This is a genomic window from Salinivibrio sp. EAGSL (genome assembly GCF_013366455.1).
Classification (GTDB): domain Bacteria; phylum Pseudomonadota; class Gammaproteobacteria; order Enterobacterales; family Vibrionaceae; genus Salinivibrio; species Salinivibrio costicola.
In genome coordinates, this window is the sequence record NZ_JABWMG010000001.1 from 34,900 (window position 1) to 49,463 (window position 14,564).

11 protein-coding genes, 1 pseudogene and 1 riboswitch are annotated in these 14,564 nt (G+C 49.5%); of the genes and pseudogenes, 2 read left to right on the plus strand and 10 right to left on the minus strand.

From position 1 onward, the window contains the following. Window positions 1–20: 20 nt before the first annotated feature. The 10 genes and pseudogenes from HLG76_RS00200 to HLG76_RS00245 form a co-directional block, all read right to left on the minus strand. Window positions 21–641, minus strand: coding sequence for a CDP-alcohol phosphatidyltransferase family protein (locus HLG76_RS00200; protein WP_077669928.1), 621 nt, complete (start codon window positions 639–641; stop codon window positions 21–23). Then, window positions 634–1,305 (minus strand): ATP-binding cassette domain-containing protein, encoded by a 672-nt coding sequence (locus HLG76_RS00205; protein ID WP_175992861.1) that lies wholly within the window; start codon window positions 1,303–1,305, stop codon window positions 634–636. The genes HLG76_RS00200 and HLG76_RS00205 overlap by 8 nt, the downstream gene beginning before the upstream one ends. Continuing rightward, entirely contained in the window at window positions 1,265–2,980 is a 1,716-nt protein-coding gene (locus HLG76_RS00210) for an ABC transporter permease (RefSeq protein WP_175992862.1), read from the minus strand. The genes HLG76_RS00205 and HLG76_RS00210 overlap by 41 nt, the downstream gene beginning before the upstream one ends. 11 nt (window positions 2,981–2,991) lie before the next feature. After that, window positions 2,992–4,131, minus strand: coding sequence for an ABC transporter substrate-binding protein (locus HLG76_RS00215; RefSeq protein ID WP_175992863.1), 1,140 nt, complete (start codon window positions 4,129–4,131; stop codon window positions 2,992–2,994). 16 nt (window positions 4,132–4,147) lie between these two features. After that, complete coding sequence (lpdA, locus tag HLG76_RS00220; RefSeq protein ID WP_175992864.1) at window positions 4,148–6,283, minus strand: dihydrolipoyl dehydrogenase; 2,136 nt, start codon at window positions 6,281–6,283, stop codon at window positions 4,148–4,150. A 381-nt stretch (window positions 6,284–6,664) separates the two neighbouring features. Continuing rightward, complete coding sequence (locus HLG76_RS00225; protein WP_077461137.1) at window positions 6,665–7,258, minus strand: TfoX/Sxy family DNA transformation protein; 594 nt, start codon at window positions 7,256–7,258, stop codon at window positions 6,665–6,667. Between the two features lie 145 nt (window positions 7,259–7,403). Further along, a riboswitch (cyclic di-GMP riboswitch) is annotated at window positions 7,404–7,505 on the minus strand. A 178-nt stretch (window positions 7,506–7,683) separates the two neighbouring features. After that, a pseudogene (locus HLG76_RS00230) lies at window positions 7,684–8,687 on the minus strand (substrate-binding domain-containing protein). 315 nt (window positions 8,688–9,002) lie between these two features. Then, complete coding sequence (locus HLG76_RS00235; RefSeq protein WP_158009952.1) at window positions 9,003–9,779, minus strand: heme ABC transporter ATP-binding protein; 777 nt, start codon at window positions 9,777–9,779, stop codon at window positions 9,003–9,005. Further along, a complete protein-coding gene (locus tag HLG76_RS00240; protein WP_077670083.1) occupies window positions 9,779–10,813 on the minus strand; it encodes an iron ABC transporter permease in 1,035 nt (344 codons plus the stop codon). The genes HLG76_RS00235 and HLG76_RS00240 overlap by 1 nt, the downstream gene beginning before the upstream one ends. A 2-nt stretch (window positions 10,814–10,815) precedes the next feature. Further along, complete coding sequence (locus HLG76_RS00245) at window positions 10,816–11,664, minus strand: hemin ABC transporter substrate-binding protein (RefSeq protein WP_175992865.1); 849 nt, start codon at window positions 11,662–11,664, stop codon at window positions 10,816–10,818. Between the two features lie 209 nt (window positions 11,665–11,873). Here HLG76_RS00245 and HLG76_RS00250 point away from each other — a divergent pair, with 209 nt between their 5' ends. After that, the gene (locus HLG76_RS00250) at window positions 11,874–13,931 is read left to right on the plus strand and encodes a TonB-dependent hemoglobin/transferrin/lactoferrin family receptor (RefSeq protein ID WP_175992866.1); all 2,058 of its coding nucleotides are present in this window, start codon (window positions 11,874–11,876) and stop codon (window positions 13,929–13,931) included. A 95-nt stretch (window positions 13,932–14,026) separates the two neighbouring features. Then, window positions 14,027–14,563: a heme utilization cystosolic carrier protein HutX gene (gene hutX, locus HLG76_RS00255; protein WP_175992867.1), complete on the plus strand. Its 537-nt coding sequence runs from the start codon at window positions 14,027–14,029 to the stop codon at window positions 14,561–14,563. The last annotated feature ends 1 nt before the right edge of the window (window position 14,564 follow it).

The window sequence follows — 14,564 nt, forward strand, 5'->3', positions numbered from 1 at the left end:
GCGCGCATGAGATAGTGTTGCTAGCGTCCTTCAATGTCACGTAGCGTATGGTATCCAGCCCAGACGCGACTGGAAGCGGTGACCAAGCACGCGATGCCAAATACCCAAGCAATCCACGCCATGTAAGACGGGAAAAGACACATCAAGACAAAGCTGGCAATGGTCTCGGTGCCTTCGGTGATCCCCCCGATGTAATACAAGGATTTGTTTGCATACACGGGGTTGTCGATTTGATGCTTGCTCGCCATTGTCGCAAAGGCTAAAAAGCTGGCCCCGGTGCCCATAAAACAAAAAAGTAAAAAGCTTGCCGCTATCGCATTATTGGCTGGGTCCGCGAGCGCAAAGCCCAACGGAATGGATGCGTAGAAAATAAAATCAAGTGTGATGTCCAAAAAGCCTCCCGCATCACTGAGGCCCTGCTCGCGCGCGATCGCACCGTCAAGGCCATCGAAAAGCCGATTAATCACAATAAAGCTAAGCGCAAGCCCATAGGCTTGAAGCGCCAGAGCGGGCAGCGCCAGTAAGCCAATAAAAAACCCGCTCAAGGTCACCGTGTCAGGTTTGGCTCCCCACCGACTGAGTTGGACCGCCGCTTGTTTCAATGGCCAGCGGATCACGGCAATCGCATAACGATCAAGCATTGGCTGGGTACTCCTGTGGTGTGAGGGGCGTTTCTGGGATTGGCCAGTCTAGGCGATGATCAGGATGCGCAATATCTTCGCTATCGTGGGTCACAATCACCGCCGGGATTTGCCTTTGTTCAATTTGTCCAAACACAAAAGCGCGAAAATCACGGCGTAGCGGCTTATCAAGCTTACTGAACGGTTCATCCAACAAAATCGCATCGGGCTTAGCGAGTAACGCGCGTAGTACACTGATGCGCGCACGTTGTCCTCCCGATAGTTGCGACGGTGCATAGTTAGCCAGTGCAGCGAGGTGGATTGCGTCGAGTGCTGCCAGGGTATGGTTGTATTTTTCTTTTTTACTCATCGATGAGGGCAGTGCAAAGGCCAAGTTCTGCCAGACGTTGAGATGCGGGAAGAGTAAATCATCTTGAAATAAAATCCCGATACGGCGCTGCTCCGGCGGTAAGTGATCAAAGGGCTCACCATTTAAGGTCAGTTGGCCGCTGTAATGCATTGGCGGTTGGATGTGTCCCGCCAATACGCTCAATAGACTGGATTTTCCGCAGCCACTCGGCCCCATCACGGTGAGGATCTCGCCAGGCGATACGCTGAAAGAGACATCGTGTAATAAACACTGATCAGGCGCGTTTATGCTGAGTTGATTGACACACAGCGTCATGATTATTTGCTCCTGGTTGCGTCGCAACCGATTGATGAGGTGTCAGTCGCCGTTGCATGACACGACTGAGAAACGTTGCTAGGACGAAAACCAGTAAGGGGATCAGCGCTTGCATCAGGCCGTATAGGCCGCTAATCCGTCGATCCAACCCACTGGATAAGCTCACTGCCTCGGTTGTTAGGGTATTGATCCGACCCGCCCCCAATAATTGCGTAGGAAGATATTGGGCTAAGCTCACACTGGCGCCCACTGCCCAGGCGAGAATAATCGCCGGTAACAGTAAGGGAAGTTTGATACGCAGCCAGGCTGTCATCGCACTGACGCCTAAACTGCGAGCCGTTTGGATAAGCCGTTGATCAAACTGTTGCCACGGGCCATCTAATGCTAAATAAACATAAGGAAAAGCAAAAAAGATATGCGCCCAAATAGTCGCGGGTACATGCCATTGTCCCGGTAAACTATACACAGCCACTTGGATCCCAAACAAAATGGACAGTTGAGGTACCAAAAGAGGAATGGCAATCACGGCTTTAGGCAGTGCTCCTTGACGAGGAGAAGCCGCGCGCTCAAGGCAGCCCATGGCAAATATGACGGCGACTGTCGCACTGATCAACGCCAGTAAAACACTATTCCCAATTAACGCCCCAACGTAAGCAAGCTCTTGATTCCAAAAGCGCAGCCCATAACGGCTGGGGAGCCAATCGGGAAATGACCAGCGTAAGGCGAACGACCAAATGAACAAAGCCGGGATTACCAACAAGGGAACAATCACGACGGGCCACCAGAGGTGTCTCCCTGGTAACCAAGCACGACGTGCTCCTGTGAATTGCCAACGATTAAAGCGCTCACAAATCAACCATTCGAAAAATCGATAACCAATGAGTACTAAGGCACACAGTAAAAACAGGACCAAAGCCCCTGCCGACGCTCGGGGGAGTAATGAAAGATCAGGGTCGTTAAACCACTGCCAAACTAACACAGCAAAGGTTGGTGGCGTGTTTGGACCTAAAATCATCGCTACGTCGACGACCGAGAGGCTATAGGCCACCACGGCAAAAATAGGAAAACGCATTTTGGCGAACCAAAGTGGAAAAATCACTTTGATCCAGGTACTGGTGCGATCATAGCCGAGGCTGGCAAAGACCATCGTTAAGCGATGCAAATCAATTTGGCTTAGCACAGAAAGGCTCATTAAAAGCAAAAACGGCGTTTCTTTCAGGGTGAGGGCTAGGGTTAAGCCCAGCACATACGGATCCTGTATTAGTGACCAAGTCGGTGGCATGTCTCCGGTCAATGGGCTAGACAGGCGAAATAGCCACCCTGAAGGGGACAAAAACAATACCAGTCCAATAGCAAATGCAACATGGGGCAGGGCCAGTAAACCGGGTAAGCTACGCGCGATGCGTTGCCAAAAGGGCGTCTGCCACGTGGCTTGCAAAATAGCGAAGCTCAACATCACTGCCAATAAGCTACTTGCTAGCCCAGAGAGCAGTGTGAGCCAGAGTGAGTGAGATAAGCCTGGCCAGGCAATGAGTTCACGCCAACCCGAGAGACTGGCTTCAGCCAGCCCCAAAGCAGGTAAAAACGCAAATGCACTGGTTAACAGGCCTCCCAGCCCAGGAAGTAAGGGCAGGCAGCACACCGCCAGCGTGATGGCAAACAACAAACGTGCCATGACGGTCTCTTTTATTGTCCGTAACGTTTAAGCCAAGCGCTTTCGAGAGCGGTTTGCCAACTGGGATGCGGCTCTGGCTGGGACTGAAAACGGCGCGTTTTAGCGGTGTCAGGCAGTTTAACCACCGGTGGATCGCCCCAAATATCAGTCTGAGCTTTGCGCAATTGCGCCTTCTCACCCATCAAAAAGTTGATCGCTATCTTGGCGCCGGCTTTTGCATTGGCATTGTATGGGATCGCCAGAAAATGGATATTAGATAAAGCCCCCTGCTCAAAAGCAAAGGCGCGTGCCGTTGGCGCTAACGTCCCTGAGGCGATGGCGGATTTTGCCGCATTGGGATTAAAAGCGATCCCGATTAACAGCGCACCGTCATCGACAAGCTGCATGGTGTGTGCGCTGCCTGAGGGAAATTGCTCCCCATTACGCCAAGCGACTGGGTGCAGCGCATCAAGATAGTCCCATAGCGGTGCAGTTATGGTCTCAAAGTCTGCATCGTCGACAGGCTGATACAACGCCTGTTGATTGTTTGTCAGCTCAAGCAATGCCGCTTTTAAAAAGCTGGTGCCATGAAATTCGGGCGGTTTCGGATAACTGATCCGACCGGGATTAGCTTTTGCGAGCTGTAACAATTCAGCAAAAGAGCTTGGAGGATTGGTGAGTGTTTTTTTATCGTGAATAAACACCAGTTGCCCGACCCCCCATGGTGCTTCCAAGCCTTTGGTGGGTTCAGTAAAGTCCTCTGTCACGGGCAAGGTTTTATCAACGATTTGCCAGTTAGGCAGCGCCTCGACAAAGGGGCCTTCAAGTAACCCGTTTTCCTTCATCGATTTAAAGTTCTCGCCATTAATCCAGACCATATCGACACTGCCGCCGGTATCTTTTCCCGCCGTTTTTTCAGCCAATAAACGATTCACTGTTTCTGCAATATCAGCCACTTTAACGTGTTTGAGGGTCACACCGTATTCACGTTTGAGTTCACGCCCAGCCCAACGAAGATAAGCATTGATTTGCTGATTGCCGCCCCAGGCATTGAAATATACGGTTTGCCCGTTCGCGTCTTGTTCGACTTGTGCCCAATCCTGCTCAGCGGGAGTGGCCAAGGCATAGCCACTGGTGATTGCGAGCGTTAGGGCCGCTATCCATTGTTTCATTGTTCTTCCTTATTGATTAATGACGCATCCAGCGTTGATATTTTTCGACCCACTGTAGGAGTTTCTCCGGTGCATGCGCCTGTTTCCACATACCCGCCGTATATTTAACCGCTTCACTCATGGTGGGATAAGGATGAACGGTGCCGAGTATTTTGTTCAGCCCCAAGCCATGGCGCATCGCTAAGGTGAACTCGGCCAATAAATCGCCGGCATGTTCTCCCACTATCGTTACCCCCAGTATGGTGTCTTTTCCCTTTGGTGTCAGCACTTTAATAAAGCCATGATCATTGCCATCAGCGATGGCGCGATCCAGATCATCAATGCCGTAATAGGTCACTTCGACGTCTTGTTGGTTGGCTTTGGCTTCTTTTTCATTAAGCCCAACACGTGCAACTTCTGGGGACGTGTATGTTGCCGCTGGCATCACCGAGTAATCCGCTTTAAAACGCTTAAATTGGCCAAATAACGCATTGACCGCGGCATACCACGCTTGATGGGCACTGGCATGGGTCAACTGAAAGGGCCCTGCCACATCACCCACTGCATAGATATTGGGGTAATTAGTTTGTAAATAGTCATTGACCTGAATGGTGCCACGCTCGGTCACTGGAATATCGAGCTTTTCGAGACCAAAGCCTTTGGTGTTGGCGCTGCGTCCTAACGCGACCAGCACCGCATCAAATGTGACGGTTTTCTCACCGTCAGGGCCGTCGAGTAAGGCGATTTGCTCATTGCCACGTTGTTCAAATGCTTTGACCTTGTGCTGTGTTAAAACCGTGACGCCGTCACATTCTAAGGCCTGCTCAACCAAGTGGGCAGCGTCTTTATCTTCACGGCTGAGAAGTTGGTCGGCCATTTCCGCGAGCGTCACTTGGCTGCCTAAACACGCAAAACTTTGTGCCAATTCTGCGCCAATGGGACCCCCGCCCAAAACCAACAACCGTGGTGGCAGTTCAGTCAGTGACCAAATCGTATCTGAGGTGTAATGTGTCACCTCAGCCAAACCGGGAATGGGAGGGAGCATGGGGCGTGCGCCGGTCGCAATCACGATGTTGCGGGTAGTGAGGCGTTCGCCATTCACTTCAACTTCCCATGGCGAGACGATGTGTGCTTCGCCTTGCACGCACTCCACGCCGAGCTTGGTGTAACGCTCGACCGAATCATGGGGCTCAATGTGGGTAATCACCTGTTTTACCCGCGCCATCACCGCTGGAAAATCAACGACTGGCGCTTGGGCATGAATGCCAAACGCCTTGGCCTTGCCGATTTCTCGCATTGTTTTCGCTGCGCGTATCAGCGCTTTAGAGGGAACACACCCGGTGTTTAGGCAATCACCTCCCATCGAATCTTTTTCAACTAGCGTGACTTTTGCTTTCACCACTGCAGCGATATAACTCGATACCAGTCCACCTGCGCCGGCACCAATTACCACCATATTGCGATCAAACTGATGGGGTTTGCGCCAACCTTGATAGCGTTTACGACGCGTGACCCACGCCATGATCCATTTTGCTAGCAGCGGGAACAGGCCGAGTAATGCGAGCGATCCAAGCACCGAAGGCGACACCACATCGCCAAGTGCGTCGATTTGGGCGAGTTGAGTCCCTGCATTCACGTACACAGCTGTCCCCGGTAGCATGCCTAGCTGGCTGACCCAGTAGAAGGTGCGCGTTTTTAAGGGCGTTAACCCCATCACTAGATTAATTAAGAAAAAGGGAAAAATGGGAATGAGGCGTAGCGTGAGCAGATAAAAGCGGCCATCTTTTTCAATGCCACGGTTAATGGCATCTAATTTTTGACCGAAGCGATTTTGTACCCAGTCTTGGAGTAAAAAACGACTGACCAAGAAGGCGAGGGTGGCACCAATAGAGCTGGCGAAAGAGACCAGAATCAGCCCCCACCAAAATCCAAACAATGCGGCGCCCAATAAGCTCGCTACCGCGGCACCGGGGAGTGATAGGGCAGTCATCACAATATAGCCAAGCAAGAAAAATAGGCTGGCTTGGGTAAAATGCTGAACGATGTAATCGTTGAGTATCGCCTGTTGCGCTTTCGCATTGTCGAGCGTGAGCCATTGGCCAAGGTCGAAACTAAACCAGAGCGCGACGATGGCGGCAATCATTAGGCCAACAAGAAGTTTTTTTACTGACATATTAGGTCTCGTCGCTAAATTAAAGAGGGCCAGCTATTACTTTAGAGTACTTTTGTGGACGGTTGGCAACTAACTGGCTGATTTATCGGTTGCATCAGCGAACTGTGCTGTCGATCTTACCTCTGACAAGACCGTATCGATCGCTAAAAACTTTCAGTTAAACGAAAAATCGCCAATTAAATCAAAAAAACGCCGATTAATCTCCACGAACTAGAGTCGACGGAAAGAAAAGCGCACTCGATAAGATGATGACGCAAAAGGAAGGGCATAGAGGCATGTCAATGAGTTAATAGAATAAAGCGACACCGCCAGAAGGCGGTGTTGAACGCAAACATTGCTCACAGGAAAATTAGTAAGTCATACAAAGGTGACTGTGAGAGGTTATTTTTCTAAGTGTTGTAATAATTCTTGACGGCGTTGGGGTGGCACTACCGACCAGTGTTTACCGGTAATCGCCCCTTCTAACGACCACAAAAGCTCGAGACTCAATTGTGTTTCATGAGCAGATCTCAGTGCTTTATAAGCGCCGACGGCACCGTGCTTTTGCAATGTTTCTGGCGAGTCTATGCCTGCCTTTTTAAGCATTCGTTCGGTGGCCAATCGTAGATTCGGGAGATCTTTGAGCCTTGACGGTGTCGCTGCCGATTTCATAGAACGATCCTGGATAGCAACGTCGAGAGCATTTTTCGCTTCGGCCAATAATCGCTCTGGATCGTCCCACCAAGCGCTAGGAATAGCAAAATATTTGGTGACGACCGGGAATCCACGTTTTTTATACACATATGGCGTTAAGCCTTGCTGTTTGAGTAAGGCCTCGTTTTCTATACCGGCACGAAGGTGGAGGGTGTTATTGACCACTAGGGCGAACATGGTGTCTTCACAAAAAAGTCCAAATCCGCCGAACATGGATCGGGATTTGATATTGCCAAACTCGGCAAATAAACGCATCGCGTCTTTTAAAGCAGGTTTATCCATTTAATAACAATCTCGATGAATGTGAATGCCTAAAAATAAAGTCGCAGTCTAACAAGGCAAACAGACAAGATTGTCAACGAAGCATCAAATATTCGATTTGATCCGTTCGTTTGCTGACACTTGATTCAGCAATAAAAACAACAGCGCTGGCAGCCCCGCTACCATTGAATCCCTGACAGTGACGCCAGAATCATTAGGCCGGAGGCTTTGCGTCCCATGCTTTCGCGATGGTTTGCCTTGTTCAAACGTTGTCCAGGATATAATAATTGGACACAGATGTCGCCCTCTCTACGCATACAAAATGTGATATTGGTTCAATAAGTATGTAACTGATAATTTAAAGTAAAAGCTCTTATCCATAGGAAATCAAAAAAGCCACGACCGTCATAGGGGCGTGGCTTTACATAAAAAAACGCGATAAACCATTAGGTTAGGTTTTTTACAGAGTCTCGACTGATTAATGATAAATCCATTTCAAACACTTGCTGCTGCGTATCGTTATCATTAATCCGGCTGAGTAAAAGTTTAACCGCAGTCTTGCCCAGTTGTCGTTTAGGTTGATGGACAGTTGTCAACGGTGGTGAGTAATATTCAGTCAGATCAATATTGTCATAACCGATGACAGAGATATCATCTGGCACCTGAATACCCGCCTGGTTGAAGGTGCTGATCGCCGCTAACGCCATGATATCATTAAAACAAAAAACTCCCGTAGGACGGTTTTCCATGGCAATAAACTGCTGAGCGGCGACTTTTGCTTGATTCGCTTCAAAGTCCGCTTCAATGATCCAGTCTTGATTTACGGGGATATCAGCTTCTTTCAGGGCCCGATAAAATCCTGCAAGCCGTTGCTTACAGGTGTTCTTATCCATTTGCCCAGAGATACAACCAATTTGGGTATGCCCGTTGTCAATAAAATGTTTGGTTGCCAGATAGCCGCCTAGTTCCGCGTTATCTTCAATCCGATCGGTATCAATGTGGTGACTGCCCCAATCCATGACGACCATGGGTAGGTCACGCTTCTTCTCTAGCAGTAGCATGAGATCTTCATTGAGATCCGAGCACACCACAATTAAACCGTCGACACGCTTTTCTGACAGCATACGCAAATAGTCGCGCTGCTTTTCAAGGTTGCCTTCGGTATTACACAAAACTAGCGTGTAGCCTTGCTCGTAGCAATAGTCTTCTACACCGTGCACGAGCTCGGCAAAAATGGGTTGGTCGATTTAGTGACCAGCATTCCGAGCGTACGTGTCGTATTACATTTTAAACTACGAGCCACAGCACTCGGTGCATAGTTCAGGTCTTCAACGGCTTGCCAAACCTTTTCTGTTGTCTTTTCGGCGACAAAGCGGGTCTTATTGATAACGTGTGAGACCGTGGTGGTTGAAACACCCGCGAGACGCGCGACATCTTTAATCGTTGCCATCTTAATTCTTCTATATTGTGAAGCCTTGGGATCGTTACTCGCGACCTTACAGAAAAACGCCGCTGATACGCAGCGGCGCTGTCTTTCACAATCCCGGCCCATCAGACGGTTGCGAAGGTAACGAATCCGATTTCATCCATTCTCATAGCTAATCGGTTGCGGTCTCAGTTTACTTAGGTTGCCGCCTAGTCGCAATTGGTCTGATGAGCGAACGATCATCAACAGACGGTTTTGTGACCCAGCTAGGCGGTTATCAATGCAAAAGTCTCATGGCGACGCTGGCAAGATCCCACCTTGATAGCAATAACTCAGGCACTAGGTCACGATCAATGGGCAGGCATGCTCAGGGTGCTCAATGACCTTAAGCGGGTACTGATAAATCTTTGCGACCTGTTCACTCTCAAAACATTGCCATGGGGTACCCGTTAATACCATCTCTCCTTGTTTGAGAAAATACAGGCGATCCGCGTAGCGACTGGCAAGATTGAGGTCATGCAGCACCAAGACCACTGTCATCCCTTGATCGGCAAGCGATCGACAGCGTTGTAGCGTGTAATGCTGATGGGTAATATCGAGCGCCGATGTAGGTTCATCGAGTAGCATGATGGCCCGCGTTGGATCGGTTTGGACTAACTGCAAAGCAATGCGCGCCATATGGACTCGCTGTTTTTCACCGCCTGACAATATAGGATAAGGCCGGTTAGCAAGATGGGTGATATCCCACTGCTGTAACTGCTCATCGGCGAGGGCGGCAATTTGCGCCTGATTCGCTTGTAACGGTGTCGCCCCCATTTGAACCACTTCTTTGACCGTAAACGCAAAGGTTAAGCCACTACTTTGGGGAAGAAAGGCGACCTGTTTAGCAAAGCGCTCACCATGCCATGCGGCTTTAGGCATGGCCCAAAAATCAACCTGGCCTGATGGATGACTGTCACTCATCACTTGTTTGAGTAAGGTGCTTTTCCCCGCGCCATTTGGCCCGAGCAACACATGTAATTGGCCTGCAGCAAAGGAAACATTGATGCGATTAAGTAGTTGGCGTCCGTTAAGCGAGTAACTTAAATCACGAACATTGAGGGCAATATCAGACATTAATGCACCACTGCTTGTCGTTGTTGGATCAAAAGCCATAAAAAGAAGGGTGCCCCCATAAGTGCGGTGATGATCCCCACTGGCAGCTCTGCCGGCGCAACAATGATTCGTGCGATAATATCAGCAAGCGTCAATAAAAGGGCGCCCAATATCGCCGATAAAGGGATCAGGGTGCGATGATCTGGCCCAGCCAATAGACGGCCAATATGCGGTACAACCAAGCCAATAAAGCCAATTAATCCTGCGGCACTGACCGACACGCCCATTCCAGCGGCTGTTGCAATGATCAATAAGCGCTTTAGGCGATGAACATTGATGCCAAGATACGCAGCTTCGTTCTCGCCAAGTAATAAGGCGTTGATATGCGGAGCGCAGCGATAGGCAAAAAGCGTGAGGGTAACGGATGCAACGCCCGTTAACGCGATGAGTCCCCACGATGCGCCAGTGAGCGATCCCATTGACCACAAGGCGATATCACGCAATGTTTGGTTATCAGCAACGTAATTGATTAACCCGAGCGCCGCACCCGACAAGGCACTAATGGCAATACCGGCTAACAACATCACGGTAACCGATGTTCCCATCGATGTTGTGCCAATACGATAAACAAACAAGGTGGCGACCAGCGCACCCAAAAAGGCAAATAGCGGCACCGAGAGGGTAAAACCGACGTTAAGGCTGCCCCAGGATAACAGCAACAATCCCAACGCGCCGCCTAAAGACGCCCCTCCAGAGACTCCAATGATCCCCGGATCCGCAAGCGGATTGCGAAATAGCCCTTGCATTAATGCGCCAGATACTGCCAGAAGTGCGCCAACGAACAAACACAATAAGGTGCGTGGTAAGCGGACCTGTTGCACGATGGTCAAGATATGCGGTGCGACATCACTTTGCCAAGGGCTCAAGCTTTGTAAACTGACGAGCCACCCAAGTTGCCACTGTCCCACGGCTATCGACATCACAGTGACGATGAACAAAACAGTGATCAGCACAGGGAAGAGCCGCTGATGCGTTTCACGAAAGTAAGCGTGCATTACTATTGGTTTCCGGTTAAATGGGTTTGAATGCGCAGGGCCTCATTAAGAGTATTCAGACTTAATCCACCCACTAATACACGGCCATCCACAGCGATGATGCGATTGTTTTTATACGCTCGTGTGCTTGATAGCAACGGGACGGCGTTTGCCAGCCCTTGCATACCACCAAGCTGATCGAGTGAGCGTTGCATGACCAAAATAAAGTCAGGATTAAAGCCAAGCAGCGCCTCGGGTGAAAGTGGCTTATAGCTGGTGACGGATTCAGCCGCAGGGTTCGTGGCACCGAGCAATTCAATCAAGGTATTTGGAGTGGTATCCGCGCCGGCGACACTGGCAGGGCGTCCCTGTTGAACCAAGAGAAAAAGACCGTTGAGCGTGGATGTGTTTGATGCTGACGCTCGGGTTTCTAGCTTGGCTAATTGGTCATCCATGGCGTTGATCAATGGTCCGGCATTCGCTTGTGTCGCCGTTAACTTCGCCAAGGTATGAATACGTTGCTTGAGGGTAGCGACCGTCGGGGTACTCGATAACGTGACCACCTGGACCCCGGCATCACGGAGAGTTGATAACACTGGTGCTGGGCCCATTTCTTCTGAACCAATTAAAAGATCGGGTGATAGCGAAAGTACACCTTCCGCCGCGAGCTGGCGATGATAGCCCACGCTCGGCATGTCTTTCTCTTGTAATTGGCTGGTGGCATCAATACCAACAATCTGTGATTGCGCGCCAAGCTCAACGAGCAAGTCAGTCACACTTGCGCCCGCACTGACGATGCGTGGCGAAGCATGAATCGATAGAGATATGAGGGTACTGAACAGAGCTATCACTCTTACTGCGGCGGTGGCCATGTTAAATCCTTATTTTCGCTTTATCAGTGGCTTATTGGTCAAAGGTAATGCGGTGTCATTAGCAGTGATTTATCGTTCACTGCACATTTGTAATTATTAGTTACATAACTAATTAAGATCAATTATCGTTTACATTGCTGTTCTCGATCAATACAATCTTGTAAAAATAATGATGATTCTCATTTGTAGTTGAACCAGAGAGCACTGAAATGACATTGAAAAAGGATATTTTGATACCACGCCCGAGCCACCTAAACCTCGCTATCGGACTTGCGCTTGGCACATTAAGCCTCACTTCACCTGTCATGGCCGCCGATGGCGGGCAACAAAATGGCAACCAAACAGAAACGGTGTCTGTGTATGCCAGTCGTATGGACGCGCAAAAAGCGAATCGCGCTGTTGCCGTCAGCACGGTGTCACAGGAAGAAATAGAGAAAAGACAAGGAAGTAACGTCACGGATTTAATTCGGCACTTACCCAATGTCTCTGTGCTTGGTGGCGGGCGCGATGTCGCTCAGTCTGTGACTATTCGTGGATTAAGCAGCGAAAACGGCCGCGTGGTGCAGCTTGTTGATGGTGCACGTCAGAATTTTTCTGTTGGTCACCGCTCCAGTCTATTTATTGATCCTGAGTTACTCCGCTCGGTAGAGGTGGTCCGTGGCCCATCGAGTACCCTGTGGGGCTCCGGTGCTTTGGGAGGCGTGTTTGCCCAAAACACCAAATCAGCCAGCGATTTTCTTTCCGGTGATCAGGCCTTAGGTGGTTACCTTAAACAAGGATTCCACAGCAACAATAATGCGTCACGCACAAGCGGCGCGGTGTTTGGACGCACAGAGACGGTTGATTGGCTGGTACAAAGCTACTATCACGATTCGGACGATAACCAACTGGGTAATGGTAAAACCTTGTCTTATTCAGCGGATAGAGAAAAAGGCGGGTTGGCGAAAGTGACATTCACGCCGTCTTTAGATCATCAATGGACGTTGACTGCTCGTCAAGGCGAACTTAATGATATGTCTCCATCAAATCCCTCAGTCAAAGAGCCGTCAGGTTCTTATCCGTTAGTATACCGAGAAACAAGGGACCAGAGCTTTTCCGTTGCCTACGATTATAGTCCCGCCAATCATTGGGTCGATATTAACTCTCAGTTGTATTTCAATAATACTGAGATGAAAGAGCACCGTGTTGCACCGCAAGAACGTGACAATAATGAGACTCAAACCATAGGTTTCTCTATCACGAATACGTCCAACATAAAAAATATCGATTTAATTACAGGTCTGGATTTATATCGAGATAGTTATGAAACGAAACGTGATGACAGCAGTGCACCTGGAGAGCGTCCGGCAGGACAAGATGCAAATGCAGAAAGTATAGGGGCGTTTGGTCAAATAAATATTCCTGTATTCGACCAGATTCGTTGGCAAGCGGGTGTTCGATTTGACTCATACAAAGGTGAAGATAATCGGCCGACATCACTGGATAGTGAGAGCCGCGATCATGCGTGGTCCCCATCGACGGCATTGACATGGAACGCAACCGAACAGCTAGCATTGACTGCCAGCTATCGCGAAGCTTTTCGTGCACCGAGCTTAGAAGAAATGTATGCCAGTGGTACTCACTTTGTGGTTCCTATGGGGCCTACAAAGTTGATCAATCGATTTATACCGAATCCGGACTTGAAACCTGAGCACAGTGCCAATAAAGAATTAGCCATCACGTACCAATTTACACCGACGAGCTATTTCGACAATGCTTATGTTGATGCGCGCCTGTTCCGCAACGATGTTGACGATTTTATTGATATGAACGTTGACTTCATGGGCGGCACTACAACGCGTGAAAACGTTAAAGATGCCAAACTGGAAGGCATCGAACTAAGCCTTCATCACCAACTCGGTGGTTTTACCAATAGCGTGAGCTACAGCCAAACCGAAGGCAAGAATAAGAATGATGGTAGCTATCTCGATAACATCCCAGCGCATAAATGGGTTGCTGAAACCGACTATGCGCTGGCGACGTTACCAGTGAGTGTCGGCGGTCGAGTCTCTCATTATGCCGATCAAAACGACACTAACGATGCCAACACTTATGATGGCTACACCCTGTGGGATGTGTATGCAAGCTACAGTCCCAATGGCGCTTGGGATGGCGTGAAGTTTGATTTAGCGATCGATAACTTAACCGACGAGCAATATACCCAAGCTTGGGCGCAAGTGGCTTCACCAGGGCGCGATATCAAATTTAATGTTCGTTACCAAATTTAGCTCGTTACCAACTTTAACGACTCGTACAAAGGGCAGGTGAACGCCTGCCCACACTGATAGAACCTATCACAATAAAAATAGGCTGGGAGTGATCAATGACAACCACTACGTTAACGGAGCAGGTCAGTGCGCTACTGACCGAGAATGCCTCGATGCTGCCTGCCGATATGGCAGCAACGCTAGGTGTGAGTGAGGGGGAAGTGGTACGCGCCATGCCCGCAGATTATCAAACTTGGGTCGATGGGCAACATGCTGAAACCGTGCTCATGCAGGTGGCCGGATGGGACGGGCCTGTGACGGCGATTGTGCATTCCGGCGGCTCGATCTTTGAAGTAAAAGCGCCGTTCCCCAAAGGAAAAATCGCTTACGGCTATTACAACTTAATGGGTAAGCCCGGCGAAATGCATGGCCACTTAAAATTAGAACGCATGGCGGGCATTGCTTTTGTCAGCAAACCCTTTCGCGGCAAGACAACCCATTACATCGGCTTTTTTACCGAACAAGGCGATTCGATTTTTAAGATCTATCTCGGGCGTGATGAAAAACGTCAGCTTTTAGACCATCAGATTGATGCCTTTAACCAACTAAAAACGCAGTTAGCGACCTCACAACAAACAGAATCGGAGCAATAAC

Coding starts and splice junctions, on each gene's coding strand:
- HLG76_RS00200 (WP_077669928.1), bottom strand. CDS start 641: ATGCTTGATCGTTATGCGATTGCCGTGATCCGCTGGCCATTGAAACAA.
- HLG76_RS00205 (WP_175992861.1), bottom strand. CDS start 1,305: ATGACGCTGTGTGTCAATCAACTCAGCATAAACGCGCCTGATCAGTGT.
- HLG76_RS00210 (WP_175992862.1), bottom strand. CDS start 2,980: ATGGCACGTTTGTTGTTTGCCATCACGCTGGCGGTGTGCTGCCTGCCC.
- HLG76_RS00215 (WP_175992863.1), bottom strand. CDS start 4,131: ATGAAACAATGGATAGCGGCCCTAACGCTCGCAATCACCAGTGGCTAT.
- lpdA (WP_175992864.1), bottom strand. CDS start 6,283: ATGTCAGTAAAAAAACTTCTTGTTGGCCTAATGATTGCCGCCATCGTC.
- HLG76_RS00225 (WP_077461137.1), bottom strand. CDS start 7,258: ATGGATAAACCTGCTTTAAAAGACGCGATGCGTTTATTTGCCGAGTTT.
- HLG76_RS00235 (WP_158009952.1), bottom strand. CDS start 9,779: ATGTCTGATATTGCCCTCAATGTTCGTGATTTAAGTTACTCGCTTAAC.
- HLG76_RS00240 (WP_077670083.1), bottom strand. CDS start 10,813: ATGCACGCTTACTTTCGTGAAACGCATCAGCGGCTCTTCCCTGTGCTG.
- HLG76_RS00245 (WP_175992865.1), bottom strand. CDS start 11,664: ATGGCCACCGCCGCAGTAAGAGTGATAGCTCTGTTCAGTACCCTCATA.
- HLG76_RS00250 (WP_175992866.1), top strand. CDS start 11,874: ATGACATTGAAAAAGGATATTTTGATACCACGCCCGAGCCACCTAAAC.
- hutX (WP_175992867.1), top strand. CDS start 14,027: ATGACAACCACTACGTTAACGGAGCAGGTCAGTGCGCTACTGACCGAG.